Origin of the sequence: Pseudoalteromonas haloplanktis ATCC 14393, assembly GCF_000238355.1 — a bacterium.
Classification (GTDB): Bacteria; Pseudomonadota; Gammaproteobacteria; order Enterobacterales; family Alteromonadaceae; genus Pseudoalteromonas; species Pseudoalteromonas haloplanktis.
Window position 1 is genome coordinate 370,120 of the sequence record NZ_AHCA01000002.1, and the last position, 15,692, is coordinate 385,811.

Below are 15,692 nucleotides of genomic sequence, written 5' to 3' on the forward strand. Positions count from 1 at the left end.
TTCTTACTTATCCAGACGGTTTAACAATATGTAATTAAACCGTCATTTTTATTATAGCTATGATACTAATGTGAACTGCCGCTGACTGACAGTATTTGCATACGTATTCACGTTATTCAATAACTAATACTAGGGCGCTCACCGCAGGTAAGGTGAGCGGTTTGGTTAGTTTCACCTTTTGTTTGTTGAATAAGGCGGTCGCACTTTTATGGTTCCCTAGCACTTCACGCATATAATCTAACGACCAGGTTTTAGCTGTGGTATTTTTATTTAAAAATACCAACACAGTTTGTTGTTCGCTAATACGGGCGTAGCTATACACTCCCTGTTTTGGGCTAAAGTGTGTCAGCTTTCCTTTTGCAATCGCTGGGCTATTTTTTCTAAAGTTAAGCAGTGTGGTTATGGTTTGCTGCATATCAACTTGATCGCTATTTAAGCCTTGGCCTGTAAACGCGTTTGTTTTTTGTCCTGCAAAGCCACCGGGAAAATCAATACGTATATCACCATGATCGCTACTGCCGGTGTTATCTAGTAGTACCTCAGTACCATAATACATTTGTGCAATACCCCGCGTGGTAAGCAGCATGGTCATCGCCATTTTGGTTTTGGCTAAGTTTTGTTTAAGCTCAGTATAAACACGGCTCATATCGTGGTTATCGGCAAACACGAGTAAGTTATCTGGGTTTGGGTATAAAAAATCATTGGCAAGCGATTCATACACTTTGACCCACCCGGTATTCCAGCTTTCGTCTTCATTAAGTGCTTGAATAAGCGACTCTTGTAAAGAAAAATCCATTACACTTGGCAGGCTTGACGTATAGCCATCGTTATTTATTTTTCCAGCTTGCCAATACGAGGCAATTGCTGGGTTTGAGGTCCACTCTTCTCCCACAATATTAAAGTTCGGGTACTCAGCCATAATCGCCTTGGTCCAATCAGCTAAAAACGCTTTGTCTGAATATGAATAAGTATCAACGCGAATACCGCTTAAATCAGCGTATTCAATCCACCAAATGGCATTTTGAATAAGGTAGGTAGCTAATAAAGGCTGGCGCTGATTTAGATCTGGCATGGTTGATACAAACCAGCCATCACTAAACTGGCGCTTATCAAACTCACTGGCATGAGGGTCTTGAATTGTTTGCCGCGCATGACTGGTTGCATGTTTACCATCAGCAAAATCGCCATTAAAGTTTATCCAGTCGGTAGTGGGTTTATCTTTCATCCACTCGTGCTCTGAGCCAAAGTGATTCAGTACTAAATCCATCACTAAGCCGATGCCGTGTTGTTTCGCTTTTGCTGATAACTCGCGGTAAAGTTCGTTCGAGCCCATACGTGAGTCTATGTTGTAAAAGTCTGTAATGGCATAACCATGATACGAATAACTTGGCATGTTGTTTTCAAGCGGTGGGGTTAACCATAACTGCGTAACTCCTAATTCATCTAGGTATGGCAGCGCATTGATAATACCTTGAATATCACCGCCATGACGCCCACCTCGTTCACTTGGGTTTGCAGCCTCTGCCATACCTTGAACCGTATCGTTACTGCTGTCGCCATTGGCAAAACGGTCAGGATTAATGAGGTAAATGGTATCGCCACTATCAAAACCTTGGCGCTCAGCGCTATGGTTACTGCGTGCTAATAGTGGGTATTCAAACTGATCTCCCGCTCTATTTTTAAACAGTAACTTACCCGGCTTGGCATTTGGGCTAATCTCAAGATTTATAAATGCGTAATTTGCGTTATCGGTCTTGGTAATACTTTTTAGCTCAACGCCTGGGTATGATTCTAGATACCATTGTTGTTTAGCAATTTCAGTTTCATGCAGCATGATTTGCAATGAGCTGTTTTGCATTCCCGCCCACCAGTTTTGTGGTGATACAGTCATTGCATTGACTGCTGAAGTTGTGGCTAAACAAGTCGTTAATAACGAGCCTGCTAAAAGTGTGTGAATGAGTTTTTTCATATTATTGCTTCATCCTCTGCAAAAATTCATTGTGGGTTGGCAATTGGTTTACTGTCCCGTCAATTAACGTTTTTAAATTTGTGAATAGCTCGGCTAATTGTTCATCGTTGAGGGTATTGGCTAAGGGATGAAAATCGTCGGCTTCAAGCCCTTGTCCTATCATGACTTGTTGCCACGCAACTTCAGCAAACAGCTCGTCATCTTGGCGTATAATTTTGCCAGTGGCTTTAAATAAATCGATTTTCTTTTGCAGTGTGTCTGGAATACTCATTTGCTTACATTGACGCCAAAATGCACTATCTGTGCGTTCGGTTAATTTGTAATGCAAAATGATAAAATCTCGTATGCGCTCAATTTCAGTTTGGCTTTGTTGATTGAAGGTATCAATCAAGGTTTCATCAATTCCGTCATGCGGAAACAGTTTAATTAGACGAATAGCTGCCGTTTGTATTAAATGAATACTGGTTGATTCTAATGGTTCTAAAAAGCCATTTGATAAACCCACAGAAACCACATTTTTATGCCACTGTTTGCGACGGCGTCCCGTTTTAAAACGAATAACCCGCGGCTCAGTGATAGGCTCGCCGGGTAGATTATCTAATAACTGTTGTTTAGCCTGTTCATCCGTCATATGGCGGCTTGAAAACACCAAGCCATTACCAACGCGGTGCTGAAGTGGTATTTGCCATTGCCAACCTGCATCATGCGCAATCGAGCGTGTGTAAGGAACGGGATCATTCGAACTTTGAGTTTGTACTGCAATTGCGCTATCACAGGCTAACCAGTGCGACCAATCTTCAAAACCTGTATTAAGGGTTTGCTCAATCAACAATGCTCGCAGCCCCGTACAATCAATAAATAAGTCACCTGATATTGACTGCCCATCATCAAGCGCTAAGGCGCGAACAAAACCGCTCTCTTCACATTGTTTTACGTTGGCTATTTTACCTTCAATACGTTTAACGCCGCGCGAAATTGTCAGCTCTTTTAAAAACTCACCGTACAGGGTTGCATCAAAATGGTAGGCGTAATTTAAGCCTGTGAGCTGTGTGTTGGGTATATGCGTTAAGTGAGCAAACTTATGCTGTTTGGCAGCTTGGTAATTGAGGGAAAAGTCCCAAAAATCAGCACCCGTCCCTTGCTGCTTTGCTCTTAACCAAAAATGGTAGAATTCACAAAGCGGAAAGTCTTTGCCAATATCGCCAAAAGCATGCATGTAGCTGTGTTGTGGTGCTCGCCAGTTTTCAAATTCAATCCCCAATTTAATAGTGGCTTGGGTTGCTTTTATAAACTCGTTCTCTGGTATACCCAGTGCCGCATTAAGGTGAAGGATCGGCGGAATACTCGCTTCGCCTACGCCTACAGTGCCTATTTGCTCTGACTCAACAAGGGTAATGTTAACAACCTTACCGAGCACTTTATTAAGTAGCGCTGCGGTGATCCACCCAGCGGTGCCACCACCCGCTATTACCACGTCTTTTATTTGTTGCTTTTGCATAGCACCTGCTCCACTTGCGTTTACATAAGTGTAGTCGATATAAAAAAGCCCTTGTAAAACAATTCACAAGGGCCTTTTAACGCTAAAGGATGTTATAGCTTGTAACTAAAGCCAAGTAAGAAAGTACGGCCGTAATCTTGATAATCACGTACTTGTAAATCACTGTCGCCTTGTAAAGAAACAAATGGTTCTTCAGTGATATTCTGGACTTGGAAGGTCACGCTTAAACCGTCAAGGCTTTCTACGCCGCCTTCACTAAAGTCATAACCAATTTGCGCATCCCAAATGGTCTCGCCTTTAATATCAACTTGTGTTGTTTCAAAACCTAAGCCATAAACGTCACCTTTAAAGTCACTACGTTTACGCATACTAGTACGCGCTTGGAAGCCACTACGCTCATAATAAACAGTTAAGCTATCAATTTGATCTGATAAACCTGGTAATTCATAGTCATTACCATTTTGGTCTTGAATGTCTTGCTCAACACCTGTGTGGCTTGCGATCATACCAAAACCATCAAGCGAAGAATGGAAAATATTAAACGGCAGAGCAAGTGACAATTCATAGCCCCAAAGATCACCTTCACCACCATTTACTTTACCCGAACCGGAACCAGTTGAGTTAGCTGGGATCTCACCTGTTGATGGGTCTGCAATACCAGACATATCTACTTCATAGCTACCATCAAAAATCCACTGCGTTATATCTTTATAAAAGAATGCAGCTGCAAAGTAGCCTTCGGCATTAAAGTAGTTTTCGTAGCTTAAATCTAACCCTGTCGCTTCTTTAGGTTCAAGCAAAGGATTACCACCTGAAACATTCCAGTAATTACCATTTTCATCTGGTTGCTGATTATAGCTTGCATTAACTGATGCATTCATTTCATCTAATCGAGCGCGCGAAATTGTTTTTGCAGCACCAAAGCGAATGGTTTGATCTTCATCAATCGCAAACGATAAATTAATACTTGGTAGGAAGTGATTATAATCATGACTTACATCTGTTGGCGTAACAACAACAAGTCCATCAACCGTGTTTGCCGCAGAGCCTTGTGATGATTGCTTAGTTTGTACATAACGCGCACCAATGTTACCAGTAACAGGGATTGAACCTAGCTCTGCATTGATATCTAGCTGTGCAAAAACTGCGGTTACTTCTTCTTGTACTGTCCAAGATTGCGTTTTATGTTTTTGGTCAGTTAAGCTCTCTTGCAGTAAGTCATAGTAGCCATCATTAACTAAACCATTCACATCATAGGCTATCATGTTGCCCATACCAATAAAGTCTAAACTGGCTGACCCTTCACGATATTGCTCAGGTACTGATAACATCCCTGGATTTGAAAGTGAAAAATCTTTTAATGTCATGTAATAACCTTCTGACAGCTTAGACTTTTCTCGGTCACGGTATGAAATACCAAAACTGACTTTACTGAAATACTCACTATCTAGTACTTTGCTCGCAGCAAGTTTTAGAGTTGATAGTTCATCATTTATTTCAGGTGCATTAATAAAACCGTCTTGCGCCGTGTTTTCATAAGGTGTGCCTTTTAAACCATATTTATCATTCAGGGCAGCACTACTCCCCCAAGACAATGGGCCACCTAACTGAATTAAGCCATAATCGCTGTAATCAAGTTCATGTGAAAATTGCGCGCCAGTATTACCACCATCAAATTCATAACCAATGTTCTCTGCGATCCCATTAGCATCCCCGCGACCCGTTCCTGAGTAACTCTCAATACTCCAAATTTGACGTTCTACCTCTGAGCGGCTGACATCAAATTCAACTGACCAATCGTCACTGATATCATATTTAGTATTAAAGCCAAATTGTGTCAGTTCTGCATTTCGTTCTTCGTAGTCATTTCGTACAACTACGCGCTGACCTTGAGTTACAGCACTCGTTATAAAGTCCGAGTTGGCATCGACTACTTCTGAACCTGATAATATTTGACCTTGGCCCCAAGCAAAAGGTACTTCAATACCACGTAGAATTTTTTCATCTGAAAAATCCACATATAACGCATCAAACGTCATACTTAAACGATCTGTTGGTGCTGCTTCAATAACAAGCATAGCTGAATCACGTTCAAGGGTTGATGAACGCACGAATGGTTTTGCACCACCTAAAATAGGATTATATGGCCCCACAGTAGTGTCATCTTTTAGTTTATTTTCTGAAATACTGTAATCAGGATAACCCCAAGAGTTCCAACGTTTCTCTTGATTAGGTGAACTCATTTTATTGTAAGCAAATGCAACACCAATCGTGTCATCTGCAAACTGGTCTATGTATGAAACTGTGCCACGGAAACCTTGGTCATCGCCATCAGGATTTAACTTTTCAAAACCTGTTTGCTCCAATTGACCATTAAACATGATAACGCGCTCACCTTTACTTAACGGTTTTACGGTTTGCATGTCGATAACACCCGCAATACCTTCAGCGTCTAGGCTGGCGCTTGGTGTTTTGTATACGGTTACACCGCTCATAATTTCTGATGGGTAAAGGTCAAACTCAACACCACGGTTATCGCCAATCGATACTTGCTCACGGCCATTAAAAGTTGTTGCGCTTTCGTTTTCACTGAAACCACGAACACTCACGCGGCTAGCACGACCATCAAGGCGTTGAGCAGTTAAACCAGGTAGGCGTGCAATTGATTCAGCAATTGATGAGTCAGGCAATTTACCAATATCTTCTGCTGAGATAGATTCGACCACTTCCGATGAAAAACGTTTTGTATTGATTGACTCTACTACGCTGCCACGAAAGCCTTTCACTTCGATGACTTCAACGTCATTGCTTGCTGTTGGTTGCTCTTGTTGTGCGTGCGAAGCGAAACTGCTAATACCTGCTGTTGCAAGTGCAATTGTTAATATACTTGGTTTGAACATAGACATGATGTTTCCCCATTACCCATATTGTTATACCAACGAGACAACAGCGTGTGATAGATGCAGTTACTCGTTAGGTGATTTTGTTGTCAGGGTGAATATTAACGCCCGCTTTATTTTATTAACAACTTTATGCATACGTATTCAGATTAGTGCAAAAACAATCCATTTAACAAAAACTTTACAAGGTTAATGGCAACACCTTGTTTTTATAAGGATAAATAACAACAGTTGTAGTGCAACAGATCACTAAATTAATTTTACCAACCACAGCCTGTGTATTCTCACTCTCTCTACCTGTAAACACTTAATTTCAAACAAGCTTGCTAATATTGCCCAGTAAAAATCACGAGACTTTTTCGCAATGAAATTGGTAAGACCATTATTGAAATACACCAATAACTCGCAAACCCTTTTAAAATCACACCAAAATGAACGTTTGAAATTGTTAACTTTACTCAAGCTCCAATTGGTAAGGTTTAATAAGTAAGCCATATTGAGTTGTTAAAGCCAAATTTTCAGTGCTGTCACTATCGCTTTCAAAATCTATTTGTCATGCATACGTATGCAGGCTTTTTACAGTCTTGTAGCCTTCACGTATGCTTTTTAAAAAATAACGTGGCGAAGTAGTAGCCACATCTAAGATTGACGTAATCACTATGATTAATATAGTGAAGCAGCACTGTCACGATGGAGAAAAGCATGGCTCAGCAGCAATGGTATAAAGGTGCGGTTATATACCAAGTTTACCCGCGCAGTTTTCAAGATACCAATGGCGATGGAATTGGTGATTTAAAAGGGATCATCTCTCGCATTGACTATATTAAAAGTCTCGGTGTTGATGCGATTTGGATCTCACCATTTTTTAAATCCCCAATGAAAGATTTCGGCTATGACATTAGTGATTATCGTGACATTGATCCACTATTTGGCGATCTTAACGATTTCGATGAATTGATCGCACAAGCACATCAACGTGATATTAAAATCATTATTGACCAAGTATTAAGCCACACATCGGATCAACATCAATGGTTTTTAGACAGTCGTGAAGATAAAACCAATGATAAATCTGATTGGTATGTATGGGCTGATGCAAAACCAGATGGTACACAACCAAATAATTGGTTAAGTATTTTTGGTGGACCTGCTTGGCAATGGGAGCCGCGCCGTGGCCAGTATTATTTACATAACTTTTTAACTGAACAACCGGATCTAAACTTTCATAATCCTGACGTTCGTAAAGCAGTGCTGGATAACGTGGAGTTTTGGCTGAAAAAAGGTGTAGACGGCTTTAGACTTGATGCAATTAACTTTTGCTATCACGATGCACAGCTTCGTGACAACCCCGCTAAACCACCTGAAAAACGCCAAGGCCGTGGTTTTAGTGAAGATAACCCGTATGCGTTTCAATATCATCACTACAATAACACGCAACCTGAAAACATCAGCTTTATGCAGGATATTCGTGCCTTGCTTAATAAATACCCAGGCACAGTGTCATTAGGTGAAATTTCATCGGAGGATTCATTAGCTACTATGGCTGAATACACCGCCGGTGGCGATAAATTACACATGGGTTATAGCTTTGAATTACTTACTAACGACTACAGCGCTGAATATATACGCACCACAGTGAAAACACTTGAACAGCGTATGACCGAAGGCTGGCCGTGTTGGGCCTTCAGTAATCATGATGTGGAACGGGTAGCAAGTCGTTGGAGCTCTGATAACACCATCAACCCAGCACAATGCAAAATGTTAACAGCCCTACTTGCTTCACTACGTGGCAGTGTTTGTATGTACCAAGGTGAAGAGTTAGGTTTAGGCGAAGCAAGTGTGGCATTTGAAGACTTACAAGACCCTTACGGCATTACTTTTTGGCCAAACTTTAAAGGCCGTGATGGTTGTCGTACACCAATGCCTTGGCATAACAACGACTGCGAGCAAGCCGGTTTCTCTACGGTCAAACCATGGTTACCCGTTGATCAAAACCACAAACATCAAGCCGTTAATGAACAAGAAAACGATCGTGATTCAATCTTAAATGCCTTTCGCCACTTTATGGCATGGCGTAAAGAGCAAGCAGTATTACTTGAAGGCGATATTGAGTTTATTGACACTAAAGAGCCGATACTTGCTTTTTACCGTCATTTTGCAGGACAAACTATGTTATGTGTATTTAACTTAGCGCAAGAACCTGCAAGCCTAAACATTGAGCACACGAATGTTGTGCCTCATGTTGAACTGCAACATCATAATGGTGCTATTGATAATCACACGCTTACCCTGCCTGGTTTTGGTTGTTTTTACGCAACGATAAGTTGATTTTTACAGTGCTGCCCACAGCATTAAAAAGTAATTCGTTCTCATAATCGTATATAATCGGTGATTGCAATCGCCGATTTTTATACTCATATTAATAAGCAATCAAATTATTTTATACCAATCGCCATTTATAGCGACAGAGAAATAGAGCGATAACAAGGCATAAATTTTTAATGTAGTTGTCCTACATTAAAAATTTATAACGCAATTAACGCTTTATTTAGCTCGCTAGAATGGTTAAATATTTAAGTCGATTGGCATTATCTAATTTTTCAACTAGATAACCTTATCAACGCCCATAAAAAATACCCTTAATCTAAGTGATTAAGGGTATTTAACTTAATTTTCATAAAGCTTAAACTGTTTTTTATAAAGTTTAAGCAATGTATAAATTATTACAATCGGTTAAAACTTATAAGTTGCTTGAAGATAACCAAATCGACCTATATTGTCATATATTGCAGAGCCTGCACCTGTGCCAGTTGTGCTACCTGGTAACTTACGATCAAAGATGTTATCGACACCAAATTTTAGTCCAATACCATTATCGAAATTATAAGCCACTGAAGCATCCGTAACAAAATATGAGCCGTAGCGCATCTCGTTAGATGGATTAGGGTTAGATTCTATTTGTGTAGGATTATATAACTCAACTCCATCGATAAAACGAGTAGTAAAGCCAACCATTAGATTATCATAAGTATAATCAACAGAAAGGTTACCTTGCCAAGATTCATCACCTAGTACTCCTTGGTAATCGGTGTAATTCTCTGGCTCAGCTGAGAATGGGTAATCTTTAGCTTCAATTAAATAAGTACCAATGAAACTTGTACCAAAGCTACCACCCAAAGCATCAAAATCATAACCAAACTCAAAATCCACCCCTGAATTCAAACTACGTGCGATGTTAAGTGCAAATCCCTTTAATAAAGTAATTTCACTAGTGTTTGGATCGCGTGTAATTAAACCACAGAATTGGTTATCTATACCTGTTGGAGAATCTACACAACGGTCAATAATTGTTTGAAAACCGATGCCGCTGATTGTGTCGTCAATGTCAATTTCCCAGTAGTCGGCAGTTACGCTAAACCCTTCTAACCATTCTGGCTGATAAACAATACCCGCAGTAATTGATTTAGACTCTTCTGGTTGAAGATCAGGGTTACCACCTACTAGGGTTTCTAACGTCGCGCTATCATAGTTTGAATCAAAATCAGCAGGGACACCTAATGCCGCACAGTTGGCTGCACGTAAAGCTCGGCCTGATTCACTTAACTGATCAAGTTCAGAAACTTTACAGCTATCATCTACATTCGTAAATGATTGACTTTGTCCAGAAAACAGCTCATCAATATTTGGTGCTCTCATTGCTTCTGAAACAGTAAATCTAGCACGTAGCTCTGGAGTAATAGTCCAATCTAAACCTAATTTCCAACTTGTTGCATCACCAACTGTTGAATAATCGGCATAGCGAACCGCAGTATCAAAAACTAAACTATCAATTAAAAATACATCTTCGATTAACGGTACTGACAATTCGAAAAATGCTTCCTTAACATCATAGCCGCCATCAGTTTCACCAAGTGCATTAAAGAAAGTAGCGCCCGTTTTGGCAAATGGGTCTTCTATAGTTACACTAGTCTCATCACGGTATTCTACACCACCCGCAAAACCGACCATGCCCGCAGGCAATTCAAAAAGTGCAGAGTTGCTAAATGTAGCATTAAATACAGTTTGCTCAATCTCAGAAGTACCTGTTGAGGTCGTGGTTACATAATCGATTGCTGCTTGGCTAATCGCTCCATCACCCATGATGTTAGCAGCTACGCAGCCATCAGCGCGAGCCTCTGCACTACGGCAAACAATATTTCCGCTATCATCAAAAACAGCATCTATGGCATTTGCGTAATTAGCCATAATCACGTTTGCACCATTGACACGCTCAATTTCCGACTTACCATGAACTAAAGATATATCCATAGACCAATCTTCAGTAATATAGCCTTGGATACCAGTTACAAATCGCGTTGTTTCACGAGTGTTTTCTTCTAAGCGGCGACCAATATCATTGTACATCTTATTTACGCCAATAATCGATAGACCTTCTTGGTCCATCATTGCCGCTGTATCTGCTGATAAGAAAGCATTGTCACGACTAATTAAATTTGCGCCACTATAAAAACGGAAAAACGGTTGGCCAATATTTTCGCCTTCAGTTTTAGAGTATTTAGCTTGGAAATACGCATTTAACTCATCAGTCACATCATAATTTACTTTAAAATTATAGTTAACACGTTCAAATTTTGGCTGAATCTCAGAATATTGGCGCAGGTTTATAAAATCACAATCTGGGCCACCACAATATTGCCCATCATCAAAACTACCTGTGTTCACAGGTCCTAATGTGCTATCAGGATTGAATCTTCCTAAAATATCGCCAGTGTTCGGATTCCAAACAGTACCAGCATTTGAAATTAAGTAATAGCCAGCATTTGGAACAACTATTTTATCTGGGTAATCTTCACTATCGAGCTGGTCTTCAGGTCTACTCTCTCCTGTTACTACATCATATGGCATTGATGCATATGATGTTGCTGTCCATGGATTATCTAAAGCGTTTAGTGAATCCTGAGCATTGTATTCCATAGAGAATGCCACATTACCGCGACCTTCTGAAAAATCTTTACCGTAAGAAAAAGTAAATTTCTCATTTTCATATGAACTGTTTTCTGCAACACCTTTCGTTGCAGATACATTCAAACCACTTATATTTTTTTTCAAAATGAAGTTAACAACACCTGTTACAGCATCAGCTCCATATACAGCTGATGCACCACCTGTGATGATCTCTACCTTTTCAATCCAAGCACTTGGGATTGTGTTTGTATCAACAGACGATGTACCTGGTGCACTTGAAACGTGGCGTTTACCATCGACTAGAACCAAAGTACGCTCACTACCCATACCACGTAAGTCAAGCAAACTCACACCCGCAGTACCAATGAAACGACCAGAGTTAGCAAGTGAATAAGTGGTCGCCAGTGCTGGTAATTTATTTAACACTTCACCAATGTTTAGTGCACCAGTATTGATCAGATCCTCACCACTAATTACTGTTACTGGTGATGGTGAAATTGCCCCTTCACGTAAAATGCGAGAGCCCGTAACTTCGATTCGCTCAACTTTCTCAGCGCCCTCTTCCGCGGCAAATGAAGTTGCTGAAAATGCAGCTGTTGAAGCTGCGCCAAAAACAATTCCTAAACGAACAGCCTTTGCAACTTTAGTATTTAACATTTGATTCTCCCTGGATCATATTGAAATATGATTTTTATTAGTTTTATTACATTTAAAAGAGTACCAAATTACAAAAGTACCCAATTAAGTGTTAATACTAATACCGCCAGCAACACAAGGTCAACATATAAATAACATTTAAGTCAAGATATTAAATTTCACACCAAGAGCGAGAGTTAATTGCATTAATGTATTTATCGCAACTCTAGCGTATCAATAGATGCGAAGCCGGTTCGTTTTGTGGGAACTTTAAGTTCTAGAAAGAAAATCATTACAGCGGTATGTCAATCATAGGTAGCTTGCAAGTTACTTTTGTCTCCTTAAAGAGAGATTGAACACAAATTAGACTTACTAGTAAGAATCGCTTGGACTTGTCAAGAAGTATGAGAGCAATATCAAAAAAACGACTTATCAATTGTGATCGGCTTTTGATAAAAATAGCAGCTCGTTTGTCATTAAAGTATTAATTATGCCCATTTAAAACAACGTGCTAAACTTTATTTTTTCTTTTATTCATTTAATAGAGTAATTTAGGTTAATAACTACATTAGATAGTCTGAGTGTTAATCTATTGCAACCTAGAAAACTCATGCAACATTTAAAAACTTAAAAAGGAATGATTTATACTACTAATTGCAAGAAATAAAGCTGCTCTATAATATTAATAACTAAAACTAATCCATCACCAAAATTTGATTAAGATAAAAATTATGAGCTGATTATAACGAATACTAAAACCTAAAACACTTTCAGTTAAATTTAACTAAAGACAAATTAAATTAATGTCATTAATTGTCTTTAATAAGTAAAAACCCACTGAAAAATCAATGGGTTTATTATGACTGTTATCCTAATTAAAATTAAAAGCTTTGTGTATAACGGAAGTACCAAAAACGACCAATATCAAATCCGCCATAATAAGAGTAGTTTGAGCTAGGACGTGAGTACATAAGTGGGCCTTGTTTATCAAAGATATTATTTGCACCTACTGATATCGCCCCTTCCCAAGGCAAGTTATAACTTACTTGCACGTCATTGAAAATTGTTGAACCATTCTTTTGTTTAGGTACAACAGTTCCATTTGTCCAATCACGTTGGAAGTCAGGAACATTACATCTATCCTCAAAATAACAATTTTCTCTCATCGATGAGAAATAACGCATATTCCAGCTTGCACTAAAATCTTCATATGACCATTTCAGTCCGGCGTTTGAACGAACACGGAAAGTAGAGCCATGACCTAAGTCTGATGTTACTTTTACCTCGGGTTCATCCGAAGATTTTTCGTCATATTTAGTCACATAAGTCATATCCATTGTAGCTCTGAAATCACCAAAACTAGTCTCAAATGGATAGGCTAATGCTAAGTCGTACCCAGCCGTTTCAGTAAAACCTGCATTGCGATTACCATAGCTTAAGTTGTTAACAATAAAGCTATTAGGATCACGAGAGAACATATCACAACGCGATTCATCAAGGCCAATATAACAATCATCTAGGATTTGATTTGGTGAATCAGCGACAACAGTATTATCAATCGTGATGCTCCACCAATCAACAATGATATCTAAATTTTCAACGAACTCAGGGTTATAAACAAAACCAATGGTCTTAGTCGTAGACTCTTCTGGTTGTAAAAACTCATTTGAACCACTATTAAATGGCACAGGAGTTTGAGCAGCAGGTCCAGTTGTTGGTACAAATCCTTGTTGTAATTGGCGGTAATCAGCCGGAACATCTTGTAAACAACGAGCAGATCCTTTCGCAACACCGTAAACTGAATCACATGGATCAATAAAACCTGTGGTGAAAGTCTGAGAGCCTCCGCCATAGAGATCACTGATTGTAGGTGCTCGGAAACCTTCAGACCAAGTACCACGAATAAGCAATTCTTCTACTGGACGCCACTTAATACCAATCTTACTATTCGTTGTGTCACCAAAAGTACTATAATCAGAATAACGTGTTGCTAAATTAAGTGTTAATTCATGTGCTCCCGCAACCCCAGATAAAATAGGAATATCTAGCTCGGCAAATAATTCTGAGACATCGTATTCACCACCAGTTGCACCAGCTGCAAGAGTTGTACTTTCTCCTAACTGCGCTAGCGCATCTGGGGCATATTCCCCCTTCTCTTTACGATGTTCAGCGCCTAGTGCAAAAGATAAGTCACCTGCAGGTAGCTGAGCTAGTAAACCACTGATATTAGCGAAGTAAATTGCAGTTTCAGTTTCACCACGATAATGTAATGTAGGAATAAGGAAGTCTTGCACTGCAGGATCTGCAAGTGAATTATCAACCGTGCCGGCACCAAAACCAGCTAAAGGGTTCCATGGTGTACACTCAGACAATGATATAGGCGCAGCTTCTGTTCCACACTGTACTTGACCTGATGCATTTAAAAATGATGGCCCTGTGGCAGCTTTAATTGCTGGTTTATACAAATCACCAGAGCTGACGCCTAAAGATGAACTTTTACTATATACACCACCGATATCCCAATCAAAATAATGACTTCCTACCTCAAAAGAGCCTTCAATTGCTGCGGTAAAACGAATCGTATCTTGGTTACTATCTGTAGTTCGTGGCACTTCCCAACCACGGCGAGTAAATGAAACATCTTCACCGACTGGGTTAAAGTGGCTATCAGCGCTCAACACTATGCCATCAGAAGCTGATTGATAAGGGTAACCTGCAATTTGACGACGAGCTGATCGTTCACTGTAACCTATATCACTGGTAAAATTGATATCATCAGTAATAGCATAATTTGAACTAATATACAGTGAACGCGCACTAAGTGGGGTTTCAACATGCATTTGCTCTTGAGGGTTACTTGAACCATTTTCATAGGTTTGCGGTTCAAAATCATCTAAAGAGGATGCATCACCAGGACGCTTGGCAACCCACCATTGGTCATTATAAGAAAATCGGCCATATTGACCTACTAAAGTTCGGTTGTTTGGAATATCATAACCTGGATAACCAACTTCTGAGAAATAACGATCTTTGGCCCAAACATCTCCCTCATCACGCCACTCAGCACCAAAAGTTATAGAACCGCGCTCACCTGCAATACCGGTAACCATACTTATATTTTTCTTTTCGCCATCTCCCTCATCATACTCACCACCATATACTGTGAATTCGAGGCCTTCAAAATTCTTTCGTGTAATAATATTAACTACGCCAGCCATCGCATCGGAGCCATACATTGCAGATGCACCATCTTTCAACACATCTATACGTTCAACCATACCCATAGGAATAGCTGATATATCTTGTAAACCACTGGTAGTAATACCTAAACGTTTGCCATTTACCAGTACTAAAGTACGACTTGCGCCTAAACCACGTAGATTTACATAGTTACCACCAACATTTTCACCCGAGCTAAGTGGTGCGGCGCGGCTAATTGGCGGTGCGCCTGAAGCAGACATATTCTCAAGCAGATCTATAACTGAGGTAAAGCCTTGATTTGCAATATCTTCTCTTGTGATTGTTTGAATTGGTTGGGCGGTCTCAAGATCCGTAGAACGGATTCGTGAACCTGTAACTTCTATACGCTCTACTTTATCGACACCTTCATCTGCAGCAAAGGAGCTTACTGAAAATGCAGCTGTTGAAGCGCTACCAAAAGCGATTGCTAAACGAACAGCTTTTGATACTTTATTATTAATCATTTGATTCTCCCTGGTCATAC

General features: G+C 39.9%; 6 protein-coding genes. 1 reads left to right on the top strand and 5 read right to left on the bottom strand.

Annotated elements, in window-relative coordinates:
• Positions 1 to 112: 112 nt before the first annotated feature.
• The 3 genes from PHAL_RS0105840 to PHAL_RS0105850 all read right to left on the bottom strand — a co-directional run bounded on the left by PHAL_RS0105840 (position 113) and on the right by PHAL_RS0105850 (position 6,373).
• A complete protein-coding gene (locus PHAL_RS0105840; RefSeq protein ID WP_016707486.1) occupies positions 113 to 1,969 on the bottom strand; it encodes a glycoside hydrolase family 13 protein in 1,857 nt (618 codons plus the stop codon).
• A gap of 1 nt (position 1,970) precedes the next feature.
• Complete coding sequence (locus PHAL_RS0105845; protein ID WP_016707487.1) at positions 1,971 to 3,467, bottom strand: tryptophan halogenase family protein; 1,497 nt, start codon at positions 3,465 to 3,467, stop codon at positions 1,971 to 1,973.
• Positions 3,468 to 3,559: 92 nt separating this feature from the next.
• A complete protein-coding gene (locus tag PHAL_RS0105850; protein ID WP_016707488.1) occupies positions 3,560 to 6,373 on the bottom strand; it encodes a TonB-dependent receptor in 2,814 nt (937 codons plus the stop codon).
• 696 nt (positions 6,374 to 7,069) lie between these two features.
• Here PHAL_RS0105850 and PHAL_RS0105855 point away from each other — a divergent pair.
• The gene (locus tag PHAL_RS0105855; protein ID WP_016707489.1) at positions 7,070 to 8,695 is read left to right on the top strand and encodes an alpha-glucosidase family protein; all 1,626 of its coding nucleotides are present in this window, start codon (positions 7,070 to 7,072) and stop codon (positions 8,693 to 8,695) included.
• 405 nt (positions 8,696 to 9,100) lie between these two features.
• On the opposite strand, the gene PHAL_RS0105860 is transcribed toward PHAL_RS0105855, so the two are convergent.
• On the bottom strand, positions 9,101 to 11,989 hold the full coding sequence (locus PHAL_RS0105860) for a TonB-dependent receptor domain-containing protein (protein ID WP_016707490.1): 2,889 nt from the start codon (positions 11,987 to 11,989) through the stop codon (positions 9,101 to 9,103).
• Between the two features lie 860 nt (positions 11,990 to 12,849).
• Entirely contained in the window at positions 12,850 to 15,672 is a 2,823-nt protein-coding gene (locus PHAL_RS0105865; protein ID WP_016707491.1) for a TonB-dependent receptor domain-containing protein, read from the bottom strand.
• Between the last annotated feature and the right edge of the window lie 20 nt (positions 15,673 to 15,692).

What these genes read in the sequence shown, in the direction of transcription:
- PHAL_RS0105860 (WP_016707490.1), bottom strand. Translation starts at nt 11,989, where the DNA reads ATGTTAAATACTAAAGTTGCAAAGGCTGTTCGTTTAGGAATTGTTTTT.
- PHAL_RS0105865 (WP_016707491.1), bottom strand. Translation starts at nt 15,672, where the DNA reads ATGATTAATAATAAAGTATCAAAAGCTGTTCGTTTAGCAATCGCTTTT.
- PHAL_RS0105845 (WP_016707487.1), bottom strand. Translation starts at nt 3,467, where the DNA reads ATGCAAAAGCAACAAATAAAAGACGTGGTAATAGCGGGTGGTGGCACC.
- PHAL_RS0105855 (WP_016707489.1), top strand. Translation starts at nt 7,070, where the DNA reads ATGGCTCAGCAGCAATGGTATAAAGGTGCGGTTATATACCAAGTTTAC.
- PHAL_RS0105840 (WP_016707486.1), bottom strand. Translation starts at nt 1,969, where the DNA reads ATGAAAAAACTCATTCACACACTTTTAGCAGGCTCGTTATTAACGACT.
- PHAL_RS0105850 (WP_016707488.1), bottom strand. Translation starts at nt 6,373, where the DNA reads ATGTCTATGTTCAAACCAAGTATATTAACAATTGCACTTGCAACAGCA.